Source organism: Citrobacter sp. Awk 4 (assembly GCF_028069725.1).
In the GTDB taxonomy this organism is placed as follows: domain Bacteria; phylum Pseudomonadota; class Gammaproteobacteria; order Enterobacterales; family Enterobacteriaceae; genus Citrobacter_D.
On record NZ_JANEWG010000018.1, the window covers coordinates 59,990 to 84,088 of the forward strand.

Here is a 24,099-nt window from a genome sequence, read left to right on the forward strand (position 1 = left end):
TGTTGCTTAGAACGTTTCCCAGTTATCGACATTTGGTGTGGCGGGTTGCGGTGAATACGCCCCCGGCGCGGTTTTGCTCCGGCTTTCGGAGCGCAAACGAAACGTCCCTACGGCATCGGTTAATCGGGCGGCCTGCGCCTCCAGAGAGGCGGCCGCAGCAGACGCCTCTTCAACCAGCGACGCGTTTTGCTGCGTCACTTTATCCATCTCTGAAATGGCCTGGCTGACCTGCACAATACCGCGGCTCTGTTCATCCGAAGCGGCGGCGATGTTCAGCATAATATCGGTAACGCGTTTAACAGCCTCAACAATCTCCGTCATCGTTTCGCCCGCCGCCACCACTTCGCCCGACCCCTGCTCGGTAAGCCTGACCGACTCGCTGATCAGTCCTTCAATCTCTTTCGCCGCTTGCGCACTGAGACTGGCAAGGGTGCGGACTTCACTGGCGACCACGGCAAATCCGCGCCCCTGTTCACCCGCGCGTGCAGCCTCCACGGCGGCATTCAACGCCAGAATATTGGTCTGGAACGCAATACTGTTGATAACCGCCGTGATTTCGGAAATCTTCTTCGAACTGGAGGAGATATTGCCCATCGTTTTCACCACGCCAGAAACCATCTGGCCGCCCCGACTGGCTTTGTCTGAGGCGTCTTCCGCCAGTTTGCTGGCATGATGCGCGTTATCGGCATTTTGTTTCACGGTCGCGGTTAACTCCTCCATGCTGGCGGCCGTCTGTTCTATCGCAGCCGCCTGTTGTTCCGTACGTGAAGAGAGGTCGGCGTTACCCGCCGAAATTTCACTGGTGCCGCGATAGATCTCTTCCGTCCCCTGGCGGACCGTGCCAACGGTCCGCACCAGCGCGTGCTGCATTTTTTGCAGATGACGGCTCAGGCGACCAATTTCACTGCCTCCGGCGAGATCATCCTGTAGGGTCAAATCACCGGAGGCAATCTGTTCGATACGTCGGGCAGCACGTTGCAACGGCTGAATCACGGTGCGACGTAGCACGATAAACGTCATCAAAGTCAGGACCAGCGCCAGCGCAAATGCGCCAATCATAAACATCAGCCCCAGTTGGCTGCGCTGGTGCGCCTGAGCACTCAGCCGGTTTGCGCGTTCAGCACGCAGTTCAACCGCGTGTTGCAAGGTGGTGTTATACGCGCTGTCCAGCGGTCGAGCCTGTTCGTTTTCATGGTTGATGATGGCTTCAAACATGCCATTTTTGGCGTATTTAAGCATCGGCTGCAAACCGTCGATATAGGCGGTAAATCGGGCGCGCAACGCGTCATCCAGCGCTTCATCGGCGGGCGTTTTCACGGCTCGCGCCATCCAGGCGTTAAACCCCTCCTGCGCCAATTTGATGCGTGTTTCCGCCTCATTGATGTTCGCTTTCATGTCTGCCATTTCAGCTATACGGCTGGCGGCGCCAGCATGGATCAGACTGATACGTGCGGTTCGCAGGTGGTCAGCACTACTGGATAGTCCCATGCGCACCTGTATTTCATCCGTTACATCGCGTAGGTCGCAGTCTGCCTGCAACAGAAAATAGCCTGCCAGCCCCGAACTGAGCGCGAACAAAAGCAGGATGCCACCGAGAATGGAGGAAAACAGCGGAACCAGCCGGATATGATGCAAAAAGCCCAGCTTATGCGGTGCCTGCATCGATGATGTATTGTCCATGACCGTCGACTCTCTTGTAGGTGAATGCGCAAAAAACACGCCCGTGAGAGGATCATCGGCATCTCCCGACAATTGCTTACCCTGAAAAGCGCCATGCTCGTCACATTTCAGAACAATTCATTCCGGAAAATTCAGGAAAGTGCCAGCGGCAGATACCGCTGGCGGAGTGCTTAGTTATCGCCGAAGTGGATAACGGTGCGGATAGATTTGCCTTGATGCATGAGATCGAACGCCTCATTAATCTGTTCCAGCGGCAGGCGGTGGGTAATGAACGGGTCCAGTTGAATTTTCCCGCTCATGGCCTCTTCCACCATCCCCGGCAGCTGTGAACGTCCTTTCACGCCGCCAAAGGCCGAACCACGCCAGACACGACCGGTCACTAACTGGAAGGGACGGGTTTTGATCTCCTGGCCCGCCCCCGCCACGCCGATAATAATGCTCTCGCCCCATCCCTTGTGGCAGCACTCAAGCGCGGCGCGCATCACATTGACGTTACCGATGCACTCGAAGCTAAAGTCGACGCCGCCATCGGTCAGTTCAACAATCACATCCTGAACCGGTTTGTCGTGATCGTTCGGGTTGATAAAGTCCGTCGCGCCCATTTCACCGGCGAGTTTGAATTTTTCCGGATTGGTGTCGATAGCCAGAATGCGTCCGGCCTTCGCCTGTACCGCCCCCTGAATGACTGCCAGGCCAATGCCGCCCAAACCGAATACGGCCACGGTGTCGCCCTCTTTCACTTTTGCCGTGTTATGCACCGCGCCGATACCGGTCGTCACGCCACATCCCAGCAGACACACTTTGTCCAGCGGTGCCTGCGGGTTCACTTTTGCCAGTGAGATCTCTGCGCAAACCGTGTACTCACTGAAGGTACTGGTGCCCATATAGTGATAAATGGGTTCCCCATTCCAGGAAAAACGGGTGGTGCCATCCGGCATCAGACCTTTCCCCTGCGTGGCGCGAACGGCCTGACACAAGTTCGTTTTACCCGACTTACAGAACTTACACTCACCACATTCTGCCGTGTACAGAGGGATGACGTGGTCGCCCGGCTTCAGACTGGTCACGCCTTCGCCAACTTCGACGACGATCCCACCGCCTTCGTGTCCCAGCACCGCTGGGAACACCCCTTCCGGATCATCGCCAGAAAGCGTAAACGCATCGGTATGGCAAACCCCGGTATGGGTGATTTTTACCAGCACTTCACCTTTTTTTGGCGGTGCGACGTCAATCTCAACAATTTTTAGCGGCTGGCCGGGGCCAAATGCAACTGCAGCACGTGATTTCATGTGTCTCTTCTCTTTATCGTCAGGTGATGTATTTATTTTAGATAAGCACGAAGCAGGTGGCCGATTTCGGCCATGCGCACCGCGCGCTGATCTGGTGTGGTTTCGCCACTGACCAGCTCATCTTTCAGGTGGATCTCGACCATCTCGCCCATCAGGCCATTAGATGCCCCGCGCACCGCCGCGATTTGTTGCAGGATAGCCAGGCAAGGCTCGCCGGACTCTAACGCCCTCTCCAGCGCATCAACCTGCCCGCGAATGCGACGAACGCGAGTAAGAATACGTTTTTTATCTTCAGGGGAATGTGGCATACGCCCTCCATACTATAGGGGGGTATAGTAACAACTTTTGTTAGCCGCTGTAAAACGATGACGTGATGAATGGATAGTTCATGTGAATAATACAGCGGGAGATACACACAAAACCCCGAATCGTCAGGTGGCCTGGTTTCGGGGTTTCTTTCACGCAGGCAGCGTATTGCCTGGCGGTGGTTTAATGATGCCGGTATTCTCCGGCACTGTGTTGCGGCCCAATGCGTCCTGCTTCAATTAAAATTTCTTCGATAAGCTCTTCAAGGCACTCTTTTCCGTGTTTGTCGCAAACCAGATGCACTTGTCTGCAGATCTCATCCCCCTTCATACCATCACACAGCGCCGATTTCAGCATGAGCGTCGCCCAGCGTCGGGCTTCAGAGTGAGTCAGCATAACCCCTCCCGATATCTATATCCTTTTAAGCGTAGTTCGCAGAACAGGCTTTATCCATGTTTAGAGCAAGGATAATGGACCGTGTATGGCGTGCCTGTCAGCCAATTACCAAACCCGTTTGTATTCATCATACAAATGAATATAATATCCGCTTCCGATGTAGACCCGTTTTTTTCACCTGCGTACGGGTCTGGTTAGACGCAGGTGCTTTCTCTCCCCCGTACAAAGAAAAAACCCCGCAAAGGCGGGGCGATGAGTGACGTCAGGAACGTTTACGCGGCATCATGCGCAACAGCGTATTGTCTTTCCAGAAATAGTGGTGCATCAGCGCGGCGCCAGCATGCAGAGCAATCACAAAGTAGCCCAGGTTTGCCAGAGTGACATGCCAGGATTTCAACATATCCGAAAGGTCAAAATTGGCTTCGGCGGCATGTGGCATCACAATCCCAAATGCGAGCCAGGGATTTCCCCGGTTGTAAATCATCAGCAGGCCAATGATCGGCAGCACAATAAACAACAGGTAGATCACCAGATGGCCAAGGTGCGCAAGTCCAGTCATCATCGGCTTCGGTTTTGGCACAATCGGCGGCGCCGGATACTTAAGCCGGACTAATAGACGCGTCACCATCAATACCAGAATCGAGATCCCGCATGAAACGTGGACCATATTGAACCACGGACGGTAACTGCGCGGCGCAAATCCACGTAATTCCATGGCGCAGTAAGCGCCTATTACCAGTAAAAAAACCAGCCAATGAATGCCAATTTGTAGGCCAGAATACTTATTGCCCATAACAATTCCTGAATAAAAACAATAAAGCGCCAACATAGCGGGCTTTTGTTAAAAATTCATTAACTTTTGTTCCCCCGTTTTCAATCGGTTACGGCGAGTCGCAAGAATGGTGGTTGCCCGCAACGGCAGAGTGAACTAAGCCTGGTAGGGAAAAAATGAGGCGAATTGCCCTACCCTGACAGGAGAAAATCATGAGTAAGATTGGCATTAACGGTTTTGGTCGTATCGGTCGTCTGGTCCTGCGACGTCTGTTGGAAGTGAACAGCCATGTGGATGTTGTGGCAATCAACGATCTCACCTCCCCCAAAATACTCGCTTATCTGTTAAAGCATGACTCTAACTACGGGCCGTTCCCCTGGAGCGTTGATTTCACTGAGGATGCGCTGATTGTCGACGGCAAGAAAATTGCCGTTTACGCAGAGAAAGAAGCTAAAAACATTCCCTGGAAAACCACCGGCGCCGAGTACATCATCGAGTGTACCGGCTTCTATACCTCCGCAGAAAAAGCCCACGCACACCTCGACGCCGGAGCTAAAAAAGTGCTGATCTCAGCGCCGGCGGGTGAGATGAAAACCATTGTCTTTAACGTCAATGATGAGACGCTGACGGCCAGCGACCAGATTGTCTCTGTCGCCTCCTGCACCACCAACTGCCTCGCGCCGATGGCAAAAGCGTTGCATGACAACTTCGGTATTCAGGTCGGCACCATGACCACCATTCACGCCTATACCGGTACGCAATCGCTGGTCGATGGCCCGCGAGGCAAAGATCTGCGCGCGTCGCGAGCAGCGGCAGAAAATATCATCCCCCATACCACCGGTGCTGCAAAAGCGATTGGCCTGGTGATACCGGAATTAAGCGGCAAACTGAAAGGCCACGCTCAGCGTGTTCCTGTAAAAACAGGTTCAGTCACGGAACTGGTTTCGATTTTGGGTAAAAAAGTGACCGCTGAAGAGGTCAATAATGCGCTGAAAAAAGCGACGGCGAATAATGAATCCTTTGGCTATACCGATGAGGAGATCGTCTCTTCCGATGTCATCGGCTCTCACTTTGGCTCGGTGTTTGACGCCACGCAAACAGAGATTACTGAGGTGGGCGATCTACAACTGGTGAAAACGGTCGCCTGGTACGATAACGAGTACGGATTCGTCACCCAACTGATTCGTACTCTGGAGAAATTCGTCAAACTTTAAACACTGGGAGTATGGCCGGGTAGCGTTCACGCTCACCCGGCCAGCCCGATTTTGCTCACCGATCAGGACTGTAGATAGACGACCTGCGTTTGCAGATACTCATTCAGCCCGTGCTTGCCGTCGGCACCGCCAATACCCGATTTTCGCCAACCCGCATGAAAACCCTGCATGGCTTCAAAGTTTTCGCGATTAATGTAGGTTTCACCGAACTTAAGCCCTTTGATCGCCTGCATTGCAACGCTCAGATTCTGCGTATAAATAGAAGACGTGAGGCCGTAATCGCTGTCATTTGCCATCTGCAACGCCTGTTCCAGAGTGTCAAACGCCACGACAGGCAGTACCGGCCCGAAGGTTTCTTCGTGCATGATCGCCATCTCCTGACGCACATCCAGCAGCAGGGTCGGCGGATAATAGTAGCCTTTTCCCTCAACCGCTTTACCGCCCAGCACCACTCTCGCCCCTTCCTGGACTGCTCTCGCCACTTTTTGCTCCACCCGCGCCAGCGCCGCCGCATTAATCAATGGCCCCATCGCAATATCATCCCGCTGTGCCGGATCGCCAAACTGGACTGCTTTCATCGCCTCGCCCAGTCGATTAACAAAACGATCGTAGATCCCTTTTTGCACATAGACGCGTTCCGCGCAGTTGCATACCTGCCCGGTGTTAATCACCCGTGAGTCGACAATCGCTTTAACGGCCAAATCCAAATCCGCATCATCCATCACAATTGCGGGCGCTTTACCGCCCAGTTCCAGGCACACTTTGGTGATATTTTTCGCCGCTGCCGTCATGATTTTCTCACCCGCCGTCACGCTGCCGGTCATGCTCACCATCGTCACTTTCGGGTTGCCCGCCAGTTCCTGTCCCACGGTTTCACCACGCCCTAACACCAAGTTAAAGACGCCGGCAGGCAACCCGACGTCATGCACAATTTGCGCAAAGGCAATGGCATTATTGGGAGTGAACTCACTGGGTTTAATGACGATTGTATTCCCGGTCAGCAGCGCTGGCGCCAGCTTGCGGGCAATCAAAAAGAACGGGAAATTCCACGGGAGGATCCCGGTGGTCACCCCAAGCGCGCGTTTGAACAGCAAAATATTTTCACCCGGACGATCGCTTTGCAGAATTTCGCCTTCGTAACGGCGCGCCCACTCCGCCATGTAGTCGATGTAATCGGCGGTAAAGGCGACTTCCACTTGCGCCAGTTGCTGGATTTTTCCGCTTTCCGCGACGATTAGCGCGCTGATCTCTGCTGCGCGTTCGCGAATACCCGCCGCAATTTTTCGCAACCACCCCGCCCGTTGTATGGCGGGTAACGCCTCCCAGCCAGGCTGCGCGCGTTCCGCCGCATCAATCGCCTGACGCGCCTCTTCTGCGCTGCCATCGGGAATGCGGGAAATCAGTTCTTCCGTTGCAGGATTAACCACATCAATCCATGACGTTCCCTGCCAGCTCACAAACTGGCCATTGATATACATCGGATGTTGTACGGGTGCTGACATGCGCTGCTCCTGTAATTGATTTGTTTTTAACAAGTAAAATCATTGTTAATTAATATCAATCATGAAGTAGATACTGCCGTCAGGTTAGCGACTTTGTGAAGCAGTTCATAAAAGAAGCCCCGAAAGAGGCGCAGGAAGGACGCTGGTGCAGAAAAATCATGCCCGTTTGAGTATAAATCGGCGCAAACGGGCAGATAAGATCGGTTAACGCAGGGAACGGCTGAGTATTGCCTCATTCAGGACATCATCGTTTTGCAGGGTCTGCCAGGCGGTCTCAACCTCATCGGGAATATCAATGTGGACAATAAAATCACGTCCACGCGGTCCGTAACCAGCCTCATTATCGCGCACCCGCGGGAGTTCTCCCGCAATTAATGACAGGTAACGATCGACGGGCCACACCCCTTGTTCCGCATTCGTAAAATCAACCCCCTCTTCCTGATGACGCAACACCGGCGTAAAACCAGGAAAGCTGAGCCAACGCGGGGCGTCCGGGTCATCCCGCGTCACACGCCGGAATGTCGCCATCGTGCGGCGCTGCATGGTGGGGTCCTGCACCACAATCGCCGTGTTAATGGTCATCGGAGCCTGACGAATTAACGCACAGCTAAAACGCGCGTTCTCTCCGCAGTTTGTTGACTGGTCTTCCACCCAAATGGATTCGCCTGGAATTTGCCAAAACTGACTGGCAATGTCGGCCAGAATCGCCGCTTCTGCCCGCCCGGCGGTACGTATCGTGTGATAACGCGGGTGCTCTGCGACCGCCGAATAGAGAAACGTCGTCGAGTGACCAATCCCGCCGCTGATCAGCAGGGGAATACGCAACTCTTTCGCCATTTTGCACGCCGCATCGATGGTCGGCATGACGGCATTTCCCGCCAGAACGACGCAGTCAGCCTGAAAAGGTTCCTCTGCTGAGAAATCGTTTTGCGCCAGCCAAAGGCCGACGGTGTTCACTGCCTGTAACGTCACATCAGACAGTGGCGGAAATTGACGCATGTTCATGATTCCTCCTCATTGTTCACTGCAGGGTACCGAACTCACTTCGCGAAAATAGCGGATCACTCTGAAAGACGGCCTGTTGAATTTCAGCATTTTTTAGCATCCCTGTGAAATAACAAGAAATAACTAAAAATGTCGCGGTTGCACCTGGAGATTATCCTGTCACTTTCATTCAAGAGAAAGTATTTACTTTCAATAACGACAAATAACAGTGAATAACACTGCAATAATGTTGCAGGTTTAGCCCTTTTATTGGCTTTGTCACTTGTTAAATATTACAAACAATTCTAGTTTGATTAACAATTTAACAACCTTTGTAACGCGACAGGTTGCACCCACACCGCTTCGGGTATCACCTGATTTACACTCTTTGTGGCGAGGTTCCCAGTAATGACAACGCATGAAAGCAGCACGGCTATCCTGAAGAAAAACAAAAAAGTTCTCATCGCCAGTCTGACCGGCAGCGCGATAGAGTGGTTTGATTATTTTTTATATGGCACCGCCGCCGCACTGGTGTTTAACAAAATATTCTTCCCGATGGTGGATCCGGTTATTGGGTTGATTCTCTCTTATCTTTCTTTCTCCCTCACCTTTTTTATCCGTCCTATCGGCGGGGTGTTGTTTGCCCATATTGGCGATCGTATTGGGCGTAAGAAAACGCTGGTGCTTACCCTGTCGCTGATGGGCGGCGCAACCGTGATGATCGGCCTGTTGCCAACCTATGAGATGATCGGTATTTGGGCGCCCATTTTATTGATTCTGATGCGTGTTATTCAGGGGATGGGGATCGGCGGCGAATGGGGCGGCGCCCTGTTACTGGCGTATGAGTATGCGCCCGAAAAACGCAAAGGCTTTTTTGGCAGTATTCCGCAGGCGGGCGTCACCATCGGCATGCTGATGGCCACCTTTATCGTTTCGCTGATGACCTTGTTCAGTGAAGAAGACTTCCTCTCCTGGGGCTGGCGTATTCCGTTCCTGTTAAGTTCTGTACTGGTGCTATTAGGACTGTGGATCCGCAAAGATATCGATGAAACACCGGAATTTAAGAAGGTGAAGCAGTCTGGTCAGGTAGCCAAAGCGCCGCTGCGTGATACGCTGACAAATCACTGGCGTGAAGTGCTGATCGCCGCCGGGTTGAAAGTGGTTGAAACCGCGCCGTTCTATATTTTCTCGACCTTCGTCGTCAGCTACGCCACCACCACCCTGACCTACCAAAAATCCCAGGTGCTGGAAGCGGTCACGCTGGGTGCGCTGGTCGCGACGGTGATGATCCCGTTTATGGGGCTGCTTTCCGATAAAATCGGACGCCAAAAAATGTACGCCATCAGCGTATTTGCACTGGGGCTGTTTATTGTTCCGTGGTTCCTGTTACTCAACACCGGCACCACCTGGGGAATCGTGGTCGCCACGGTTATCATGTTTGGCATCTTGTGGGCGCCGGTGACAGCCGTTCTGGGCACCCTGTGCTCTGAAATCTTTAGCGCTAACGTTCGCTATACCGGCATTACACTGGGATATCAGATTGGCGCAGCGCTGGCGGGCGGTACAGCTCCACTGATCGCCACTGGCCTGTTAGCAAAATATGATGGCGACTGGGTGCCTGTCGCCATCTATCTGATGACCACCGTCGCCATTTCACTGACAGCGATTTTCTTCGCCAGCCGACGCCGCCGCACCGCCGTTATTGACGCACAAACATCAACCCTGTAATCAGCAAAACGGCCAGCAAATGCTGGCCGTAAGATTTACTGGCTGGCGTGACAAACACTAGCCGCTAATCTGCTCCATCGCTTGCAGAATACGCTTATCCGAGATGGGGTACGGTGTTCCCAACTGTTGGGCAAAGTAGCTGACGCGCAGTTCTTCAATCATCCAGCGGATCGCTTTGACATCTTCATCGTCACAACGCGCTGGCGGCAGTTTGTTGATCCACTGCTGCCAGGCCTGCTGTACGCTTTCGACTTTCAACATCTGCGCACGGTCACGGTGCGGATCGGTAGCCAATTTCTCGAGGCGTTTTTCAATCGCCTGTAAATAACGCAGCGTGTCGCCGAGGCGTTTGAAGCCGTTGCCGGTGACGAAACCGCGATACACCAGCCCGCCCATTTGCGCTTTAACATCGGAAAGCCCCAGCGCCATGGTCATATCCACCCGCCCTTTCAGGCGTTTGTTGATATTGAAAACGGCAGTCAGGATCTGTTCGACCTGTTTTGCAATGTCGACCACCGTCTCGTTCAACTCGGCGCGGACTTTCTCATGCAGCGCCGCAAAACCCTCTTCCGTCCACACCGGCCCGCCGTTAGCGTCAATCAACTTGTCAACGCCGCAGGAGATGCAGTCGTCGATCAGATCCAGCACCTTGCCGTACGGGTTAAAGTACAGGCCAAGTTTGGCTTTGTTCGGCAGCTTCTCGTGCAGATACTTGATCGGCGACGGAATGTTCAGCAGCAACAGGCGGCGCAATCCGCACCACATCGCTTGCTGTTGTTCCAGCGGATTGTCGAATAGTTTGATGGCAACGCTGTCGCGCTCATCCACCAGCGCGGGCCAGGCTTTCACTTTGTAGTTGCCGCGTTTCTGTTCGTAGCTTTCAGGTAGCTGACCAAAACTCCAGATGTGCAAGCCGCTCTGTTCGATACCGTCATCGGCAACCGCGGAGAGCGTTTCCTGCACTTTGCTCTTCAGCGCCTCTTTCAAATCTTGCAACGAACGGCCTTCCTGGAGCTTCTTGTTTTTGTCATCCACCACCCGGAAAGTGATTTTCAGGTGATCGGGCACCTGTTCCCACTGCCAGGCTTCGCGATCAACAGTGACACCGGTCATTCGGCGCAGCTCACGCTCCAGCGAATCCAGTAACGGCAGTTCCAGCGGCGTCACGCGGCCTAAAAACGCTTCGGCATAGTTTGGCGCGGGCACAAAGTTACGCCGTACCGGTTTCGGTAACGATTTAATCAGTGCGATAACCAGTTCACGGCGCAGTCCGGGGATTTGCCATTCAAAACCGCTCTCTTCCACCTGGTTTAACAACGGCAGCGGAATATGGACGGTGACGCCGTCGGCATCCGCGCCGGGCTCAAACTGATAGCTTAAGCGCAGCTTAAGATTGCCCTGATGCCAGAAGTTCGGGTAATCCAGCTTGCTGATGCTTTCCGCCCCCTCTTTGATCAGCATGCTCTTTTCAAAGTTGAGCAGATCCGGGGTTTCGCGACTGACTTTCTTCCACCAGTTGTCGAAGTGGCGCGCGGAGATCACGTCATGGCTGATACGCTGGTCATAGAATTCGAACAACGTCTCGTCATCCACCAGAATGTCGCGGCGGCGCGATTTGTGTTCCAGCTCTTCCACTTCGGCGCGCAGTTTCAGGTTCTCACGGAAGAACGCATGGCGTGTCTGCCAGTCACCTTCCACCAACGCGTGGCGGATAAACAGCTCGCGGCAGAGTACAGGGTCTACCTGGCTGTAGTTGACCTTACGCGCTGCGATAATCGGCAAACCATAAACGGTGACCTTTTCGGTCGCCATCACGGCGCCCTGCGCCCGTTCCCAGTGCGGTTCGCTGTAAGAACGTTTGATCAAATGCTGTGCGACCGGCTCCACCCACTCGGGATCGATCCGCGCGGCGATGCGTCCCCACAGACGGCTGGTTTCCACCAGTTCGGCAACCATCGTCCATTTCGGCGGCTTTTTAAACAAGCCTGAACCTGGGAAAATGGAGAAACGGGCGTTACGCGCGCCGGTAAACTCCTGCTTATCCGCATCCTTCATGCCGATATGGGAAAGTAAACCGGTGAGTAGCGCGATATGAATCTCACGATACTCTGCGGGTTCACTGTTCACCGGAATACCGAGTTCTTTCACCACCTGACGCAGTTGAGTGTAGATATCCTGCCACTCGCGTACACGCAGATAGTTAAGGAAGTCTACCTTGCACTGACGGCGGAACTGATTCGATGACAGCGCTTTCTGCTGCTCGCCGAGGTAATTCCACAGATTCACAAAGGCGAGGAAATCGGACTCTTTATCGTGGAAGCGGCGGTGCTTCTCATCGGAGGCCTGCTGTTTGTCCATCGGACGTTCACGCGGATCCTGGATAGACAGCGCAGAGGTGATGATCATCGCCTCGCGCACGCAGCCATGTTTTTGCGCTTCCAGCACCATCCGCGCCAGACGCGGGTCCACCGGCAACTGTGATAACTGACGACCAAGCGGCGTCAGTTTGTACGCGGTCTGTTGTTCATCAGTGGTGATCGCGCCCAGCTCTTCCAGCAGGCGTACACCATCCTGGATGTTGCGTTTATCTGGCGCTTCAACAAACGGGAACGCGGCAATATCGCCCAGCCCTAACGCCGTCATCTGCAAAATGACCGACGCCAGGTTGGTACGCAGAATTTCCGGATCGGTAAATTCCGGACGCGACAGGAAATCGTCTTCCGAATAGAGACGAATACAGATCCCTTCCGACACACGTCCGCAGCGGCCTTTTCGCTGGTTAGCGGAGGCCTGGGACACCGGTTCAATCGGTAGCCGCTGGACTTTGGTACGGAAACTGTAACGACTGATACGCGCGGTACCTGGGTCGATGACGTACTTGATGCCCGGCACCGTCAGGGAGGTTTCCGCTACGTTGGTCGCCAGCACAATGCGGCGTCCGCTGTGCGACTGGAAGACCCGGTTCTGTTCGCTATTGGAAAGCCGGGCATACAGCGGCAGCACTTCGGTATGGCGCAGATCGAGTTTATTTAGCGCATCGGCGGTGTCGCGAATTTCACGCTCGCCGCTCATAAAAATCAGAATATCGCCGGAGCTCTCGCGTCCCAGTTCATCCACCGCGTCAAAAATCGCCTGTAGCTGATCGCGCTCGGTATCGTCCGCGTCTTCAACAATCGGGCGATAGCGCACTTCAACCGGGTAAGTCCGACCGGAAACTTCAATGATTGGCGCATTATTAAAGTGGCGTGAAAAACGTTCCGGATCGATGGTCGCGGAGGTAATGATAATTTTCAGATCCGGGCGACGCGGCAGCAGTTCTTTCAGATAGCCGAGCAGAAAATCGATGTTCAGACTGCGTTCGTGCGCTTCATCAATGATGATGGTGTCGTACTGCATCAGCAGTCTGTCCTGCTGGATTTCGGCCAGCAGGATACCGTCGGTCATCAGCTTAACCATGGTGTTGTCGCTGACATGATCGCTAAAACGCACTTTATAGCCGATACAGCCGCCCGGCTCCGTTTGCAGTTCCTCTGCAATACGGTTAGCAACGGTACGCGCCGCCAGTCGACGCGGCTGCGTATGACCAATCAATCCTTTAATACCGCGCCCCAGTTCCATGCAGATTTTGGGTAACTGCGTGGTTTTCCCGGAACCGGTCTCCCCCGCCACAATCACCACCTGATGGTCACGAACGGCGTTCAGGATATCCTGTTTTTTCTGGCTTACCGGCAGGTTGTCCGGGTAAGTGATGTCAGGACGTGCCGCTTCGCGCAGCAGGACTTTACCTGCTGCCTGTTCAATCTCTTTCGCCATCTCCTGGTAAATGGCCTGTTGTGCATCAGGATTTTTAACCTTCTTCACACCGTGCAGACGCCGGGCAAAGCGCTGCCGATCGCGCAGCATCAGCGAATCCAACTGTTGCTGCAAGGCGTGAAAAGTCAATTTTTGTTGTTCTGTCATAACGTTAGAGGGCAGTGCTCTGCCTGATCAAATCTCATTTCGATGTTGGGTATAGATTACCACATCGGCGTTAACCGTGCGTTGTTCAATAATTTCGAACATAGGCTTCGATATATTGCGCTATCACTGCGGCAGGATTGTGAATAAAGTGTCAACAAGCAACGGGGCATCCCCCTTCAAACACATACAAGGAACCACCCATGAGCAAGGTATTAGTCCTCAAATCCAGTATTCTGGCAGGGTACTCTCAGTCAGGTCAGTTGTCTGATTATTTTGTTGAACAATGGCGTGAAAAGCACTCCGCAGACGAAATCACCGTTCGCGACCTCGCTGCGAACCCTATTCCGGTGCTGGATGGCGAGTTGGTCGGTGCCCTGCGTCCGAGCGACGCTGCGCTTACCGTGCGTCAACAAGAAGCGCTGGCGCTCTCTGATGAGCTGATTTCGGAACTGAAAGCCCACGACGTGATCGTCATCGCCGCGCCAATGTACAACTTCAACATCCCGACTCAGTTGAAAAACTACTTCGACCTGATTGCGCGTGCTGGCGTTACGTTCCGCTACACCGAAAAAGGTCCGGAAGGTCTGGTGACTGGTAAACGTGCGGTGATCCTCTCCAGCCGTGGTGGTATTCACAAAGATTCCCCGACTGACCTGATCGCGCCGTACCTGAAAGTCTTCCTCGGTTTTATCGGTATTACTGACGTGAACTTCGTGTTTGCAGAAGGGATTGCCTACGGCCCGGATGTTGCGTCCAAAGCCCAGTCCGACGCCAAAGCGGCCATCGACAGCGTCGTGGCGGCCTAAAAATTCACCCTCTCACCGCCCGGTGGGAGGGTTTTGTCTTTCTTTTATATCCAAAAATCCCCCCTCCGTATTTTGTATTACATATTCCTTATATTTACCGCAAAGGCATACAGTTAATGTGCTTTTTATTTATTCATGTCGCGAATGTTTTGTTCATTTTATCTCCCCTGTCATTTCTATTTTCCGCGTAACAGTTTAGAAAAAATATTTCGGTTCATGAAAAAGTATGATGGTTCTAAAACCATGACCTTTCATAGTTATGAACATTACGCAATTGTAACACTACTGAAATACTCCTTAATATTTATAAACAACGCTAATGTATTTTTATCTTACAAATGGGGTTTTGTGGTGTTTTTAAGTAATTTCAATACATTAACAGCTTTTTAAAAGCTGTTTTTATTATCACCTTGTGTTGGAAATAAACTTAGCGAACAAAGTAAATTTAAATATCGACAAGAAATGGAGGCCCAGAGGTATTGTCATTTACCACTTAGAAAAGAACTCAGATGCGTAATTATTAATCAGATAATTTTTCCAGTCGGACTCAGTGCATTTCTTCTGCCTTTATTTCGGTAGATGCGAATGAGAATGCTTATTCAAGCAATGAGGCAATTATCTATGGCTACACAATACGACTTCACAGTAACGTTACACGACCTGGCGTTTATTCTTCAGCAAATCAAGATATCAGAAGCTGCAACCAATCCGGATGGCAGCGTGAATGGCGATCTGCTTCGTGAATTAGTCTCCAGCCCCCTTTTACCCTACGGCCTGCGTACCGTAGATGGTTCATGGAACAACCTTCTGCCCGGTCAGGAACTATACGGTTCTGCCGACCAGACCATGCCAAGATTGGTCGCGCTGGATTTGAATGATTTGCAGGCACTGGCAAAGTACCTCATTTTAAATCCCAATCAGATGGTGACCGATGCCGATCCGCGCATTATCAGTAATCTGATTTCCGACCAAACCGCGTCGAACCCGGCGGCCCAGGAAGCCCATGACGGACTGGTTGACGTCCCCGGCGGCGGTACGGTTTCCGACAATGGCAGTTTATCCATTCCGAACCTCTCGCCTGATATTGGTTTATCACCGGCGTTTAATGGCTGGATGACCTTTTTCGGGCAATTCTTTGACCACGGTCTGGATCTGATCCCTAAGGAAGGGAATGGCATTGTCTTTATTCCGCTGATGCCGGATGACCCTTTGTGGGTTGATCCGGTACTCACCGGAGGCGTTGACAAAAACTTCATGATCCTCACCCGCGCAAAAGTCGATGCCAATCATGAAACCATTAACACCACCACGCCGTGGATTGATCAGAACCAAACCTACACCTCTCACCCTTCTCATCAGATCTTTATCCGCGAATATGTGATGGTGGATGGTAAGCCAGTGCCCACCGGCCATTTGCTGGAAGGCAGCAACGGCGGCCTGGCCACCTGGGCTGATATCAAACTTCAGGCGGAAACCTTGCTGGGCATTAAGCTGACCAATCAGGACGTTTTCAATGTGCCGCTACTGGCGACCGACCGCTATGGCAACCTGATATTAAGTGAAAACGGCAAAGTACAAATTGTCACCGCTAATGGGCTGGTGGAAGCCAATGGCGGAACGTTACCCGCCGATACATTGAGAACCGGGCACGCATTCCTCGATGATATTGCCCACACGGCGGTGCCGAAAGCCAACCTCGTCGCCGATAGCGATACCGACATCGGCAATGCGCCGGCGGCGGGTACCTATGACGATGAACTGCTCGACAGACACTTCATTACCGGTGACGGTCGTGGCAACGAAAACATCGGTCTGACTGCCGTACACTCGGTGTTCCACAGCGAACATAACCGGCTGGTCGAGCAGTACAAAACCACCATTCTTGAAACCAACGATATTGATCTGATCAACCAATGGCTGATGCCGGAACATCAGATTACCGAAATTCCAGCGGACACCAGCACCCTGCAATGGAACGGGGAATACCTCTTCCAGGCCGGTCGTTTCGCCACGGAAATGCAATATCAGCACCTGGTGTTTGAAGAGTTCGCCCGCGCTGTGCAACCGGCGGTCGATCCGTTCGTCTTCTCGAACACGGCGGATATCAACCCGGCTATTTTTGCTGAATTTGCCCACGTGGTTTACCGCTTTGGTCACTCAATGCTGACCGAAACCGTCGCCCGTACCGATGCCGACATGCAAGACGGCGACATCGGGCTGATTGAGGCATTTCTGAACCCCGTCGCGTTCCATGAGCTTAACGGCGAAACCATCTCCAGCGAGCAGGCCGTCGGCGCGATTGTGCGCGGTATGACCCGTCAGGTCGGCAACGAAATTGACGAATTCATTACCGAAGCGCTGCGTAATAACCTGGTTGGGCTGCCGCTGGATTTAGGCGCACTCAACATCGCTCGCGGGCGCGACACGCTCATGCCCACCCTCAATCAGGCGCGTGAGCAATTTTACGAATTAACCGGCAACAGCGAGTTACGTCCCTATACCAGTTGGGCCGATTTTGGCTCTTTCCTGAAAAACCCGTCCTCGATCATCAACTTTATGGCGGCCTACGGCCAACATGAGTTGATTAAAGCCGCCACAACGCTGGAAGGAAAACGCGATGCGGTGAACTTCCTCCTGTTCGGACCGGAAGAAGACCCGGCACGTTCAGATGCGCTCGATTTCTTTATGGGAACCGGTGCCTGGGCAGATAAAGAGACCGGCCTCAATATGGTCGATTTCTGGATTGGCGGGCTGGCGGAACGCAAAAATGAGTTCGGCGGCATGCTCGGCTCCACCTTCAACTTTGTCTTTGAAACCCAGATGGAGATGTTGCAGGACGGTGACCGGTTCTACTATCTGAGCCGTGTCCAGGGTCTCAACATGCTGAACGAACTGGAGGCAAACTCCTTCTCCGCCCTGGTGATGCGTAACAGCGACCTGGGCGATCCGGGTTCGTCTCACCTGCCTGCTCACCTGTTCCAGACGCCGGATTATACCTTTGAAGTCAACCAGTCCTTGCAGACGCATGCCGATCCGAAATGGGGCAATGCGCTGAAAGACCTCCTCTTCCCACTGGTGGTTCGCCGTGCGGCGGGAGCGGACGTCGATGGAGATGGCGCAGCTGACGGTGCCTACATCAAGTACTCGGGTGATGGTCACGTGGTGCTCGGCGGCTCAGCGGGCAACGACACCTTAATTGGCGGAAAAGGGATCGACAGCCTGTGGGGTGATGCCGGTGACGACCGTCTCGACGGTGGCGATGAAGCCGACGTGGTACACGGCGGCGATGGCAACGACATCATCACCGACACCGGAACCCCCATTGGCGGCGCTGACTTCCTGCATGGTGATGCGGGACACGACGTCATTTTCTCCGGCAACGGCAACGACCTGATCTTCGGCGGTAGCGGCAGTGATTTCATGGTGATCGGCGAAGATGCTCAGGAAGTTTTTGCCGGACGCGATAATGACTTCGCGCTGGGGGGATCCGGCGGTGACCTCCTGATGGGCAACGAAGGCGACGACTGGTTAGAAGGCGGTGACGGCTTCGATACCCTGGCCGGCGATAACTCCGAACTGTTCTTTAACAGTACCATCATAGGGCATGACGTACTGAACGGTCAGGGCAACGACACCGACTACGATGGCGAAGGCGGTGACGACATCATGGTTCAGGGTGCGGGTATTCAACGCAACAACGGCATGTCCGGTTTTGACTGGGCCATTCATAAAGGTGACCCGAACGCCGCCAACTCCGACCTGGGCATCCCGATTTTCGTCAACCAGCAAGAGTTTATCCTGCGCGATCGCTTTGACCTGGTGGAAGGACTTTCGGGCTGGAAATTTAACGATGTGCTGGTTGGCACTGAGCAACCTATCGGTACTGCGCCGGTTCAGGGGACTCCGCTTTCCAACAACCTGACTCAGGAGGGTGCAGACCGAATCACTGGACTGCAGTCGATTCTGGGTGTTCCACGCGCCGCATCGGGCGATGCCGTCTTGTTTAATCCGGACAACGGTGGCGACATTTTACTTGGCGGCGGCGGCAGCGACCGCATCACCGGTAAGGCTGGCAACGACATCATCGACGGTGATTCGTGGCTGAACGTGCGTATCGCGGTTTCCGGGCTGGCTGGGGTAACGAGCGCAGACAGCATGAATGAGCTCAAATCCTACATGATGGCGGGCACGCTCAAACCGAACCAACTGTCGATTGTGCGGGAAATCCTTCGCGACGGTGATGGTACTGAAACCGACGTTGCCGTCTACCGCGATCTCAGCAGCAACTATCAATTCCAGCGTAACGCCGACGGCAGTCTCACCGTCAATCATGCCACTCCGGCGGCAGGACTGGCGTTCAATGACGGCGTAGACCGCCTGCTCAACATTGAAAAAGTGGAGTTTGGCGACGGTGAACAGCTCTGGGTAACGGCACAAAAAGCCACCGGTAATCTCGCTATCAGCGATGGGACACCGGAAGTCGGCGATTTGTTGCAGGTCAATCTGTCTAATCTGCTGGACGGGAATGGTATTGCCGCTAATACGCCAATCACCATGACCTGGCAGGCACTGGTCGGCGGTCAATGGCGCGATCAGGCAACAGGCACGCAGTTCCGGGTTCCGGGGAATATTCTGGGCGCGCCGCTGCGGGTTGTCGCCAGCTTTACCGACCGCATGGGGGATGCTGAAACGCTGGTGTCGTCACAAACCAGCGCCGTGATGGTTCGCGATCAGCCGACCACTGGTTCGCCGGTCATTAGCGATCTGACGCCAACGGAAAGCGTCACCCTGACCGCTCTTGTCTCCGGTATTGCGGATGCAGACGGCTTAACCGGAGATAACTTCCGCTACCAATGGCGAGTGAGCCAGCCAAACGGAGGATTCACCAATATCAACGGCGCGACGTCAGCGACCTACACTCCACCGGCAACCATGATTGGTCGTACATTGCTGGTTGTGGTGACGGTCACGGATGATGAAGGAAACCCATCCGTCGTTCTGACCTCTGCGGCCACACAACCGATTGGCGACATGATTGTCGGCACCAACGCGTCAAACACCCACTCGGGAACAGCATGGAGTGATGTCATCCTCGCGCAAGGCGGTAACGACACCCTGCTCGGTCAGGCGGGTGACGATCTGCTGAACGGCGGAGCCGGCGATGACGACATTGAAGGCGGCAGCGGTCGGGATACGCTGATTGGCGAGGCCGGTAACGATCAACTGGATGGTGGACTGGATGCCGATACGATGGACGGCGGCGCAGGAAATGACCTCTATATCGTTGATAACGTAGGAGATGTTGTAACAGAAGGTGTGAATGCGGGGACCGATACTGTCGAGACCAGTCTCGCCACTTACGTCCTGACGGACAACGTCGAAATCCTGGAATACACCGGTACAGGGAATTTCACCGGCACGGGTAACGCGCTGGCGAATACCATCACCGGGGGTAGCGGCAATGACAACTTATCCGGGATGGGCGGGAATGACCAGTTGCTGGGTGGCATTGGCAACGACATTCTCGACGGTGGCGACGGTAACGACAACCTGCAAGGGGCAAACGGTGTCGACACTCTGCTGGGTGGCGCAGGCAACGATGTGCTCTCTGGCGGTCTCGGCAATGACTTGCTGACCGGCGGTGCGGGTAACGACACGATGGACGGCGGTACCGGTGACGACCGTTTCATCTTCTCATCCGGGTTCGGACAGGACAGCATTTCTGGTTTCGACAGTAATGCTACCGGCGGACAGGACCTGATTAATATCTCCGGAATGGGAGTGACTACCGCAAACTTTACCTCTACGGTTTTGATTTCGGGAAATAATAACCAAACGATCATCACCATCGGCGGCGATGTTATTACGCTGACGGGTGTTGCGGCCAATACCGTTAATTCCACAGACTTTATTATTTAACGTCTGGGGAAAACGGGCAGCCAAATTTTACTAACTCGATAAACGAGTAAGGAGCCTAATATGCCGCGCCAGCAAACGCCAACTGAGCTACAAAATGCGTTGAAAGGAAGTAAGCCTGCATTTCTGATGTTACTGTTTTTTAGCAGTATGATTAATATGCTAATGCTGGCGCCGGCAATTTATATGCTACAAGTCTATGATCGCGTGTTGGTCAGTAAGAACACCACCACATTGTTAATGCTGACATTGCTGATAATCGGTCTGTATACCGTTATCTCAATGATTGAATATGCCCGTACCAGCGTGATGACGCGATTTGGCAACCGACTGGATGTTAAATTAAATCAATTAGTCTTTAATGCCGCGTTTAAACGCCGGGTGGCCACCCGTGAAAATAATCCGGCGCAGGCACTGGCCGATCTGGCGCAAATTCGCCAGTTTCTCTCTGGCAACAGTCTATTTGCGCTGCTGGATATTCCGTGGACGCCCTTCTATTTACTGATTGCGTTTATTGTCCACCCTCTTTTGGGATATCTCTCCATCGTCGGAATACTGATCTTATTTACCCTGACGCTGGTCTCCGAACTGTCGACCAAAAAACCGATTCAGCAGGCGCACGCATTAACCATCAACAATACCAGTAAGCTGAATAAGCAATTACAAAACTCCGACACCATTGAAGCGATGGGAATGCTGGCAACGCTGAAAAATCACTGGCTGGCGCAACACAGCAAAGTACTGGTTTTGCAAACGCAGATTGCGGACAAAACCGCCACATTAAGCAGCCTGAGCCGCTTTGTTCGCATCTTATTGCAATCTATTTCGCTGGGTGCGGGGGCCTTACTGGTGATCGGTGGTCAAATCACCCCCGGTCTGATGATTGCCGCCTCCATTATCCTCGGCAGAGTGCTGAACCCGGTAGAACAGGTTATCGGTAGCTGGAAACAGTTTGTACAGTTTCGCAACGCCTGGCATCAAACCTCAACGCTGTTACGGGAATTTCCGCAGCAGAAAGAGGTGCTGACGCTGCCAACGCCAAAAGGCAATATCAGCGTAGAGAGTGTTTTCGCCGCGCCTCCGGGGCAAAAAACCCCCACGCTACGTAATATCTCTTTCCAGCTTGAACAGGGCGAAGTGCTGGGGATAATCGGCCCCTCCGCTTCCGGGAAAACCTCGCTGGCCAAACTCCTGGTCGGCGTCTGGAACCCACTCTCCGGTAAAGTTCGTATTGATGGCGCAGATATCTGCCAGTGGGACAAAGCCTTGCTCGGCCCGTCGCTCGGCTACCTGCCGCAGGAAGTTGAATTGTTTGACGGTAGCATTGCGCAGAATATCGCCCGCTTTACCGCCAGTAACAGTGAACTGATTGTCGCGGCGGCGCAGCTTGCGGGGGTGCATGAGATGATTTTGCGCCTGCCGCAGGGATACGATACCCCGCTCGGCGCTGAGGGATACCAACTCTCGGGCGGCCAGCGGCAGCGTATTGGACTGGCGCGGGCGGTCTATAACAACCCGGCATTCATCGTGCTGGACGAACCCAACGCCAACCTTGACGACGCCGGTGAACAGGCCCTCATCAAGGCCATCAATACGCTACGCACGCAAGGGCAAACGGTGATCATTATCTCGCACCGGCCAACGCTGCTGGGCGTCGTCAATAAAGTGCTATTGCTCAACGAAGGGGCGATTCAGGAATTCGGTCCTCGCGACCAGGTGTTTGCCAATTTGCGTCAGGCAAATATTTTAAAATCGGTTCCCAACGCATCAACCCCCCCAACCCCTGCCCAAAATAATGAACCACAACGGGAGGCTTTATCATGAAAAAGCGTACAGATAATTCTGCAACGTCAGAGACCGATAGTGTCGATACGAATATATGGCCGCCGCTGATCAGAGGTCTTGCCGTGATTATTCTGGGGGTTGGGGGATTTATATTATGGGCGGTCGGCGCACCACTGGACGCCGGTGTCGTCGCTGACGGTACGGTTACCGTCTCCAGCAATCGTAAAACCATTCAGCATTTAAGCGGCGGACGGGTGACCGATATTCTGATTAAAGAAGGGAATCTGGTGAAGAAAGATCAAATTCTGGTGCGTCTGGATAAAATGCAACTCGATATGCGTTACAGCGCATTGATTGCACAATATATTTCGGCAAAAACCCATGAGGACAGATTACTGGCAGAACGAGATGGCCGCGATGCGATCGTTTTTAGTGAAGAATTGATCAGCCAGTTTTCCAGTAATAAGCGCCTTATCGAAGTCCGTCAATTACAAGAAAAATTATTTGATACCCGCAGAAAAAATATTCAGGATGAATTATCCATGATTCAGGAAACCCTGGACGGCCTGACCGGGCAAACCGAAAATTTAACCAAGATAAAAGGGTTTCGCGAGCATCAATTTACGCTTATTAGCAGAGAACTGGGCGCCATTCGCGCACTGAGCGAAAAAAACTATTATCCCAAGGCCCAATTACTGGTGCTTGAGCGGGAGGCCGCCGAAATCTCCAGCAATGTTTCAGAAGATATTCTCAATATCGCCAAACTCAAGTCGCAGCAAAATGAAATGAAGATCAAAGCGTATCAGGTACAGCATCAGTTTCTCCAGGAAGTAGAATCGGAGCTGACCCTCAAACAAAAAGAGGTCGCGATGCTGGAAGATGAGTTAGCATCGACCCGGCACGAACTGAATAATACGGAGATCCGCTCGCCGATTGACGGGATCGTGCTGGACGTAAAAGTCAGTACGGTCGGTGGGATCATTCAGCCAGGTGAGCCCTTAATGGATATTGTCGCCGCAGAGCAACCGCTGCAAATTGACGCCAAAATCCCGGTGCATGCCATTGATAAAATGACGCCGGGACTGACCGTCGACGTGCTGTTTCCGGCGCTCAACCATGCATTATTGCCTTCGGTTCCGGCACAGGTATTGACCGTCTCGGCCGACCGCCTGATCGATAAAGCCACCCAGCAACCCTATTATCTCGCTGAAGTACGGGTCTCCCCGGAAGGCGTGCATCTGTTGGGAAATTACAAAATTAAAGCGGGAATGCCCGCCAGCGTAACGATAAAAACCGGTGAGCGCACATTCCTGAGCTACCTGTTTAAACCGCTGCTTGCCCGTCTGGAGCTGGCGTTTAAAGAGTATTAATGCTGGGGAATGTTGGTCATGAAGCTATTAGGGAGAACAGAAAGCCTGAGGTATTTATCCAGAAGAAGTAACATTCTGGTTTTGAGAAGGGTTCCGTTCACCTTATGTCCACAGCCTCTCTGACACCACCCTACCTGTGAACGTGCAAGGGAGGCTCGCCGCCGCCTCCCTTGCAACCCAGGCTCCCGGCGGGAAAATCGTCGCTTCGCGATACATTCGCCTTATGCCGTCTGCCTTTCGGGTCGGGGTCGAGCCTTCGTCCCTGCAGGCCGTCCCCTCCGCCCGCGTCCCTGCGGGCGGCCCCGGTCAGCCGTCAACGTCTCATCGATTTTCGAGCCGGACCGTGGTGTCGCTTCCGCATTCTGACTTTCAGTGATTTCCGTTTAGCTGT

Annotated in this window: 14 protein-coding genes; 6 read left to right on the forward strand and 8 right to left on the reverse strand. The window is 53.3% G+C overall.

Going from position 1 to position 24,099, the window contains the following annotated elements; all coding sequences use genetic code 11:
* Positions 1-6 precede the first annotated feature (6 nt).
* The 5 genes from NNO04_RS09925 to cybB all read right to left on the reverse strand — a co-directional run bounded on the left by NNO04_RS09925 (position 7) and on the right by cybB (position 4,464).
* The gene (locus NNO04_RS09925) at positions 7-1,680 is read right to left on the reverse strand and encodes a methyl-accepting chemotaxis protein (RefSeq protein WP_271444513.1); all 1,674 of its coding nucleotides are present in this window, start codon (positions 1,678-1,680) and stop codon (positions 7-9) included.
* 170 nt (positions 1,681-1,850) lie between these two features.
* Positions 1,851-2,969 carry an S-(hydroxymethyl)glutathione dehydrogenase/class III alcohol dehydrogenase gene (locus tag NNO04_RS09930; protein WP_271444514.1) on the reverse strand — a complete coding sequence of 373 codons (1,119 nt, stop codon included), beginning with the start codon at positions 2,967-2,969 and terminating at the stop codon, positions 1,851-1,853.
* Positions 2,970-3,001: 32 nt separating this feature from the next.
* The gene (locus NNO04_RS09935; RefSeq protein WP_003833178.1) at positions 3,002-3,277 is read right to left on the reverse strand and encodes a metal/formaldehyde-sensitive transcriptional repressor; all 276 of its coding nucleotides are present in this window, start codon (positions 3,275-3,277) and stop codon (positions 3,002-3,004) included.
* Positions 3,278-3,458: 181 nt separating this feature from the next.
* Positions 3,459-3,671: a hypothetical protein gene (locus NNO04_RS09940; protein ID WP_203361126.1), complete on the reverse strand. Its 213-nt coding sequence runs from the start codon at positions 3,669-3,671 to the stop codon at positions 3,459-3,461.
* 262 nt (positions 3,672-3,933) lie between these two features.
* A complete protein-coding gene (cybB, locus tag NNO04_RS09945; protein WP_271444515.1) occupies positions 3,934-4,464 on the reverse strand; it encodes a cytochrome b561 in 531 nt (176 codons plus the stop codon).
* A 191-nt stretch (positions 4,465-4,655) separates the two neighbouring features.
* Between cybB and gap the strand changes: the two genes are divergently transcribed.
* Positions 4,656-5,657 carry a type I glyceraldehyde-3-phosphate dehydrogenase gene (gene gap / locus NNO04_RS09950; RefSeq protein WP_271444516.1) on the forward strand — a complete coding sequence of 334 codons (1,002 nt, stop codon included), beginning with the start codon at positions 4,656-4,658 and terminating at the stop codon, positions 5,655-5,657.
* A gap of 62 nt (positions 5,658-5,719) precedes the next feature.
* Here the strand turns inward: gap and aldA are convergent, their stop codons facing one another.
* Both aldA and NNO04_RS09960 read right to left on the reverse strand, forming a co-directional pair.
* Complete coding sequence (aldA, locus tag NNO04_RS09955) at positions 5,720-7,159, reverse strand: aldehyde dehydrogenase (RefSeq protein ID WP_271444517.1); 1,440 nt, start codon at positions 7,157-7,159, stop codon at positions 5,720-5,722.
* Between the two features lie 204 nt (positions 7,160-7,363).
* Entirely contained in the window at positions 7,364-8,164 is an 801-nt protein-coding gene (locus tag NNO04_RS09960) for a YdcF family protein (RefSeq protein ID WP_271444518.1), read from the reverse strand.
* A gap of 387 nt (positions 8,165-8,551) precedes the next feature.
* Between NNO04_RS09960 and NNO04_RS09965 the strand changes: the two genes are divergently transcribed.
* On the forward strand, positions 8,552-9,871 hold the full coding sequence (locus NNO04_RS09965) for an MFS transporter (RefSeq protein WP_271444519.1): 1,320 nt from the start codon (positions 8,552-8,554) through the stop codon (positions 9,869-9,871).
* A gap of 57 nt (positions 9,872-9,928) precedes the next feature.
* Here the strand turns inward: NNO04_RS09965 and hrpA are convergent, their stop codons facing one another.
* Complete coding sequence (hrpA, locus tag NNO04_RS09970) at positions 9,929-13,831, reverse strand: ATP-dependent RNA helicase HrpA (RefSeq protein ID WP_271444520.1); 3,903 nt, start codon at positions 13,829-13,831, stop codon at positions 9,929-9,931.
* A 200-nt stretch (positions 13,832-14,031) separates the two neighbouring features.
* Between hrpA and azoR the strand changes: the two genes are divergently transcribed.
* The 4 genes from azoR to NNO04_RS09990 all read left to right on the forward strand — a co-directional run bounded on the left by azoR (position 14,032) and on the right by NNO04_RS09990 (position 23,708).
* Positions 14,032-14,637, forward strand: a complete 606-nt coding sequence (gene azoR / locus NNO04_RS09975) for an FMN-dependent NADH-azoreductase (RefSeq protein ID WP_271444521.1) — start codon at positions 14,032-14,034, stop codon at positions 14,635-14,637.
* 621 nt (positions 14,638-15,258) lie between these two features.
* The gene (locus NNO04_RS09980; protein WP_271444522.1) at positions 15,259-20,556 is read left to right on the forward strand and encodes a peroxidase family protein; all 5,298 of its coding nucleotides are present in this window, start codon (positions 15,259-15,261) and stop codon (positions 20,554-20,556) included.
* Positions 20,557-20,616: 60 nt separating this feature from the next.
* Complete coding sequence (locus NNO04_RS09985) at positions 20,617-22,377, forward strand: type I secretion system permease/ATPase (RefSeq protein WP_271444523.1); 1,761 nt, start codon at positions 20,617-20,619, stop codon at positions 22,375-22,377.
* Positions 22,374-23,708 carry an HlyD family type I secretion periplasmic adaptor subunit gene (locus tag NNO04_RS09990; protein WP_271444524.1) on the forward strand — a complete coding sequence of 445 codons (1,335 nt, stop codon included), beginning with the start codon at positions 22,374-22,376 and terminating at the stop codon, positions 23,706-23,708. Before NNO04_RS09985 ends, NNO04_RS09990 begins: the two co-directional genes overlap by 4 nt.
* Positions 23,709-24,099: the final 391 nt, after the last annotated feature.

Coding starts and splice junctions, on each gene's coding strand:
- aldA (WP_271444517.1), bottom strand. CDS start 7,159: ATGTCAGCACCCGTACAACATCCGATGTATATCAATGGCCAGTTTGTG.
- azoR (WP_271444521.1), top strand. CDS start 14,032: ATGAGCAAGGTATTAGTCCTCAAATCCAGTATTCTGGCAGGGTACTCT.
- NNO04_RS09940 (WP_203361126.1), bottom strand. CDS start 3,671: ATGCTGACTCACTCTGAAGCCCGACGCTGGGCGACGCTCATGCTGAAA.
- NNO04_RS09990 (WP_271444524.1), top strand. CDS start 22,374: ATGAAAAAGCGTACAGATAATTCTGCAACGTCAGAGACCGATAGTGTC.
- cybB (WP_271444515.1), bottom strand. CDS start 4,464: ATGGGCAATAAGTATTCTGGCCTACAAATTGGCATTCATTGGCTGGTT.
- NNO04_RS09965 (WP_271444519.1), top strand. CDS start 8,552: ATGACAACGCATGAAAGCAGCACGGCTATCCTGAAGAAAAACAAAAAA.
- NNO04_RS09925 (WP_271444513.1), bottom strand. CDS start 1,680: ATGGACAATACATCATCGATGCAGGCACCGCATAAGCTGGGCTTTTTG.
- NNO04_RS09960 (WP_271444518.1), bottom strand. CDS start 8,164: ATGAACATGCGTCAATTTCCGCCACTGTCTGATGTGACGTTACAGGCA.
- gap (WP_271444516.1), top strand. CDS start 4,656: ATGAGTAAGATTGGCATTAACGGTTTTGGTCGTATCGGTCGTCTGGTC.
- NNO04_RS09985 (WP_271444523.1), top strand. CDS start 20,617: ATGCCGCGCCAGCAAACGCCAACTGAGCTACAAAATGCGTTGAAAGGA.
- NNO04_RS09935 (WP_003833178.1), bottom strand. CDS start 3,277: ATGCCACATTCCCCTGAAGATAAAAAACGTATTCTTACTCGCGTTCGT.
- NNO04_RS09930 (WP_271444514.1), bottom strand. CDS start 2,969: ATGAAATCACGTGCTGCAGTTGCATTTGGCCCCGGCCAGCCGCTAAAA.
- NNO04_RS09980 (WP_271444522.1), top strand. CDS start 15,259: ATGGCTACACAATACGACTTCACAGTAACGTTACACGACCTGGCGTTT.
- hrpA (WP_271444520.1), bottom strand. CDS start 13,831: ATGACAGAACAACAAAAATTGACTTTTCACGCCTTGCAGCAACAGTTG.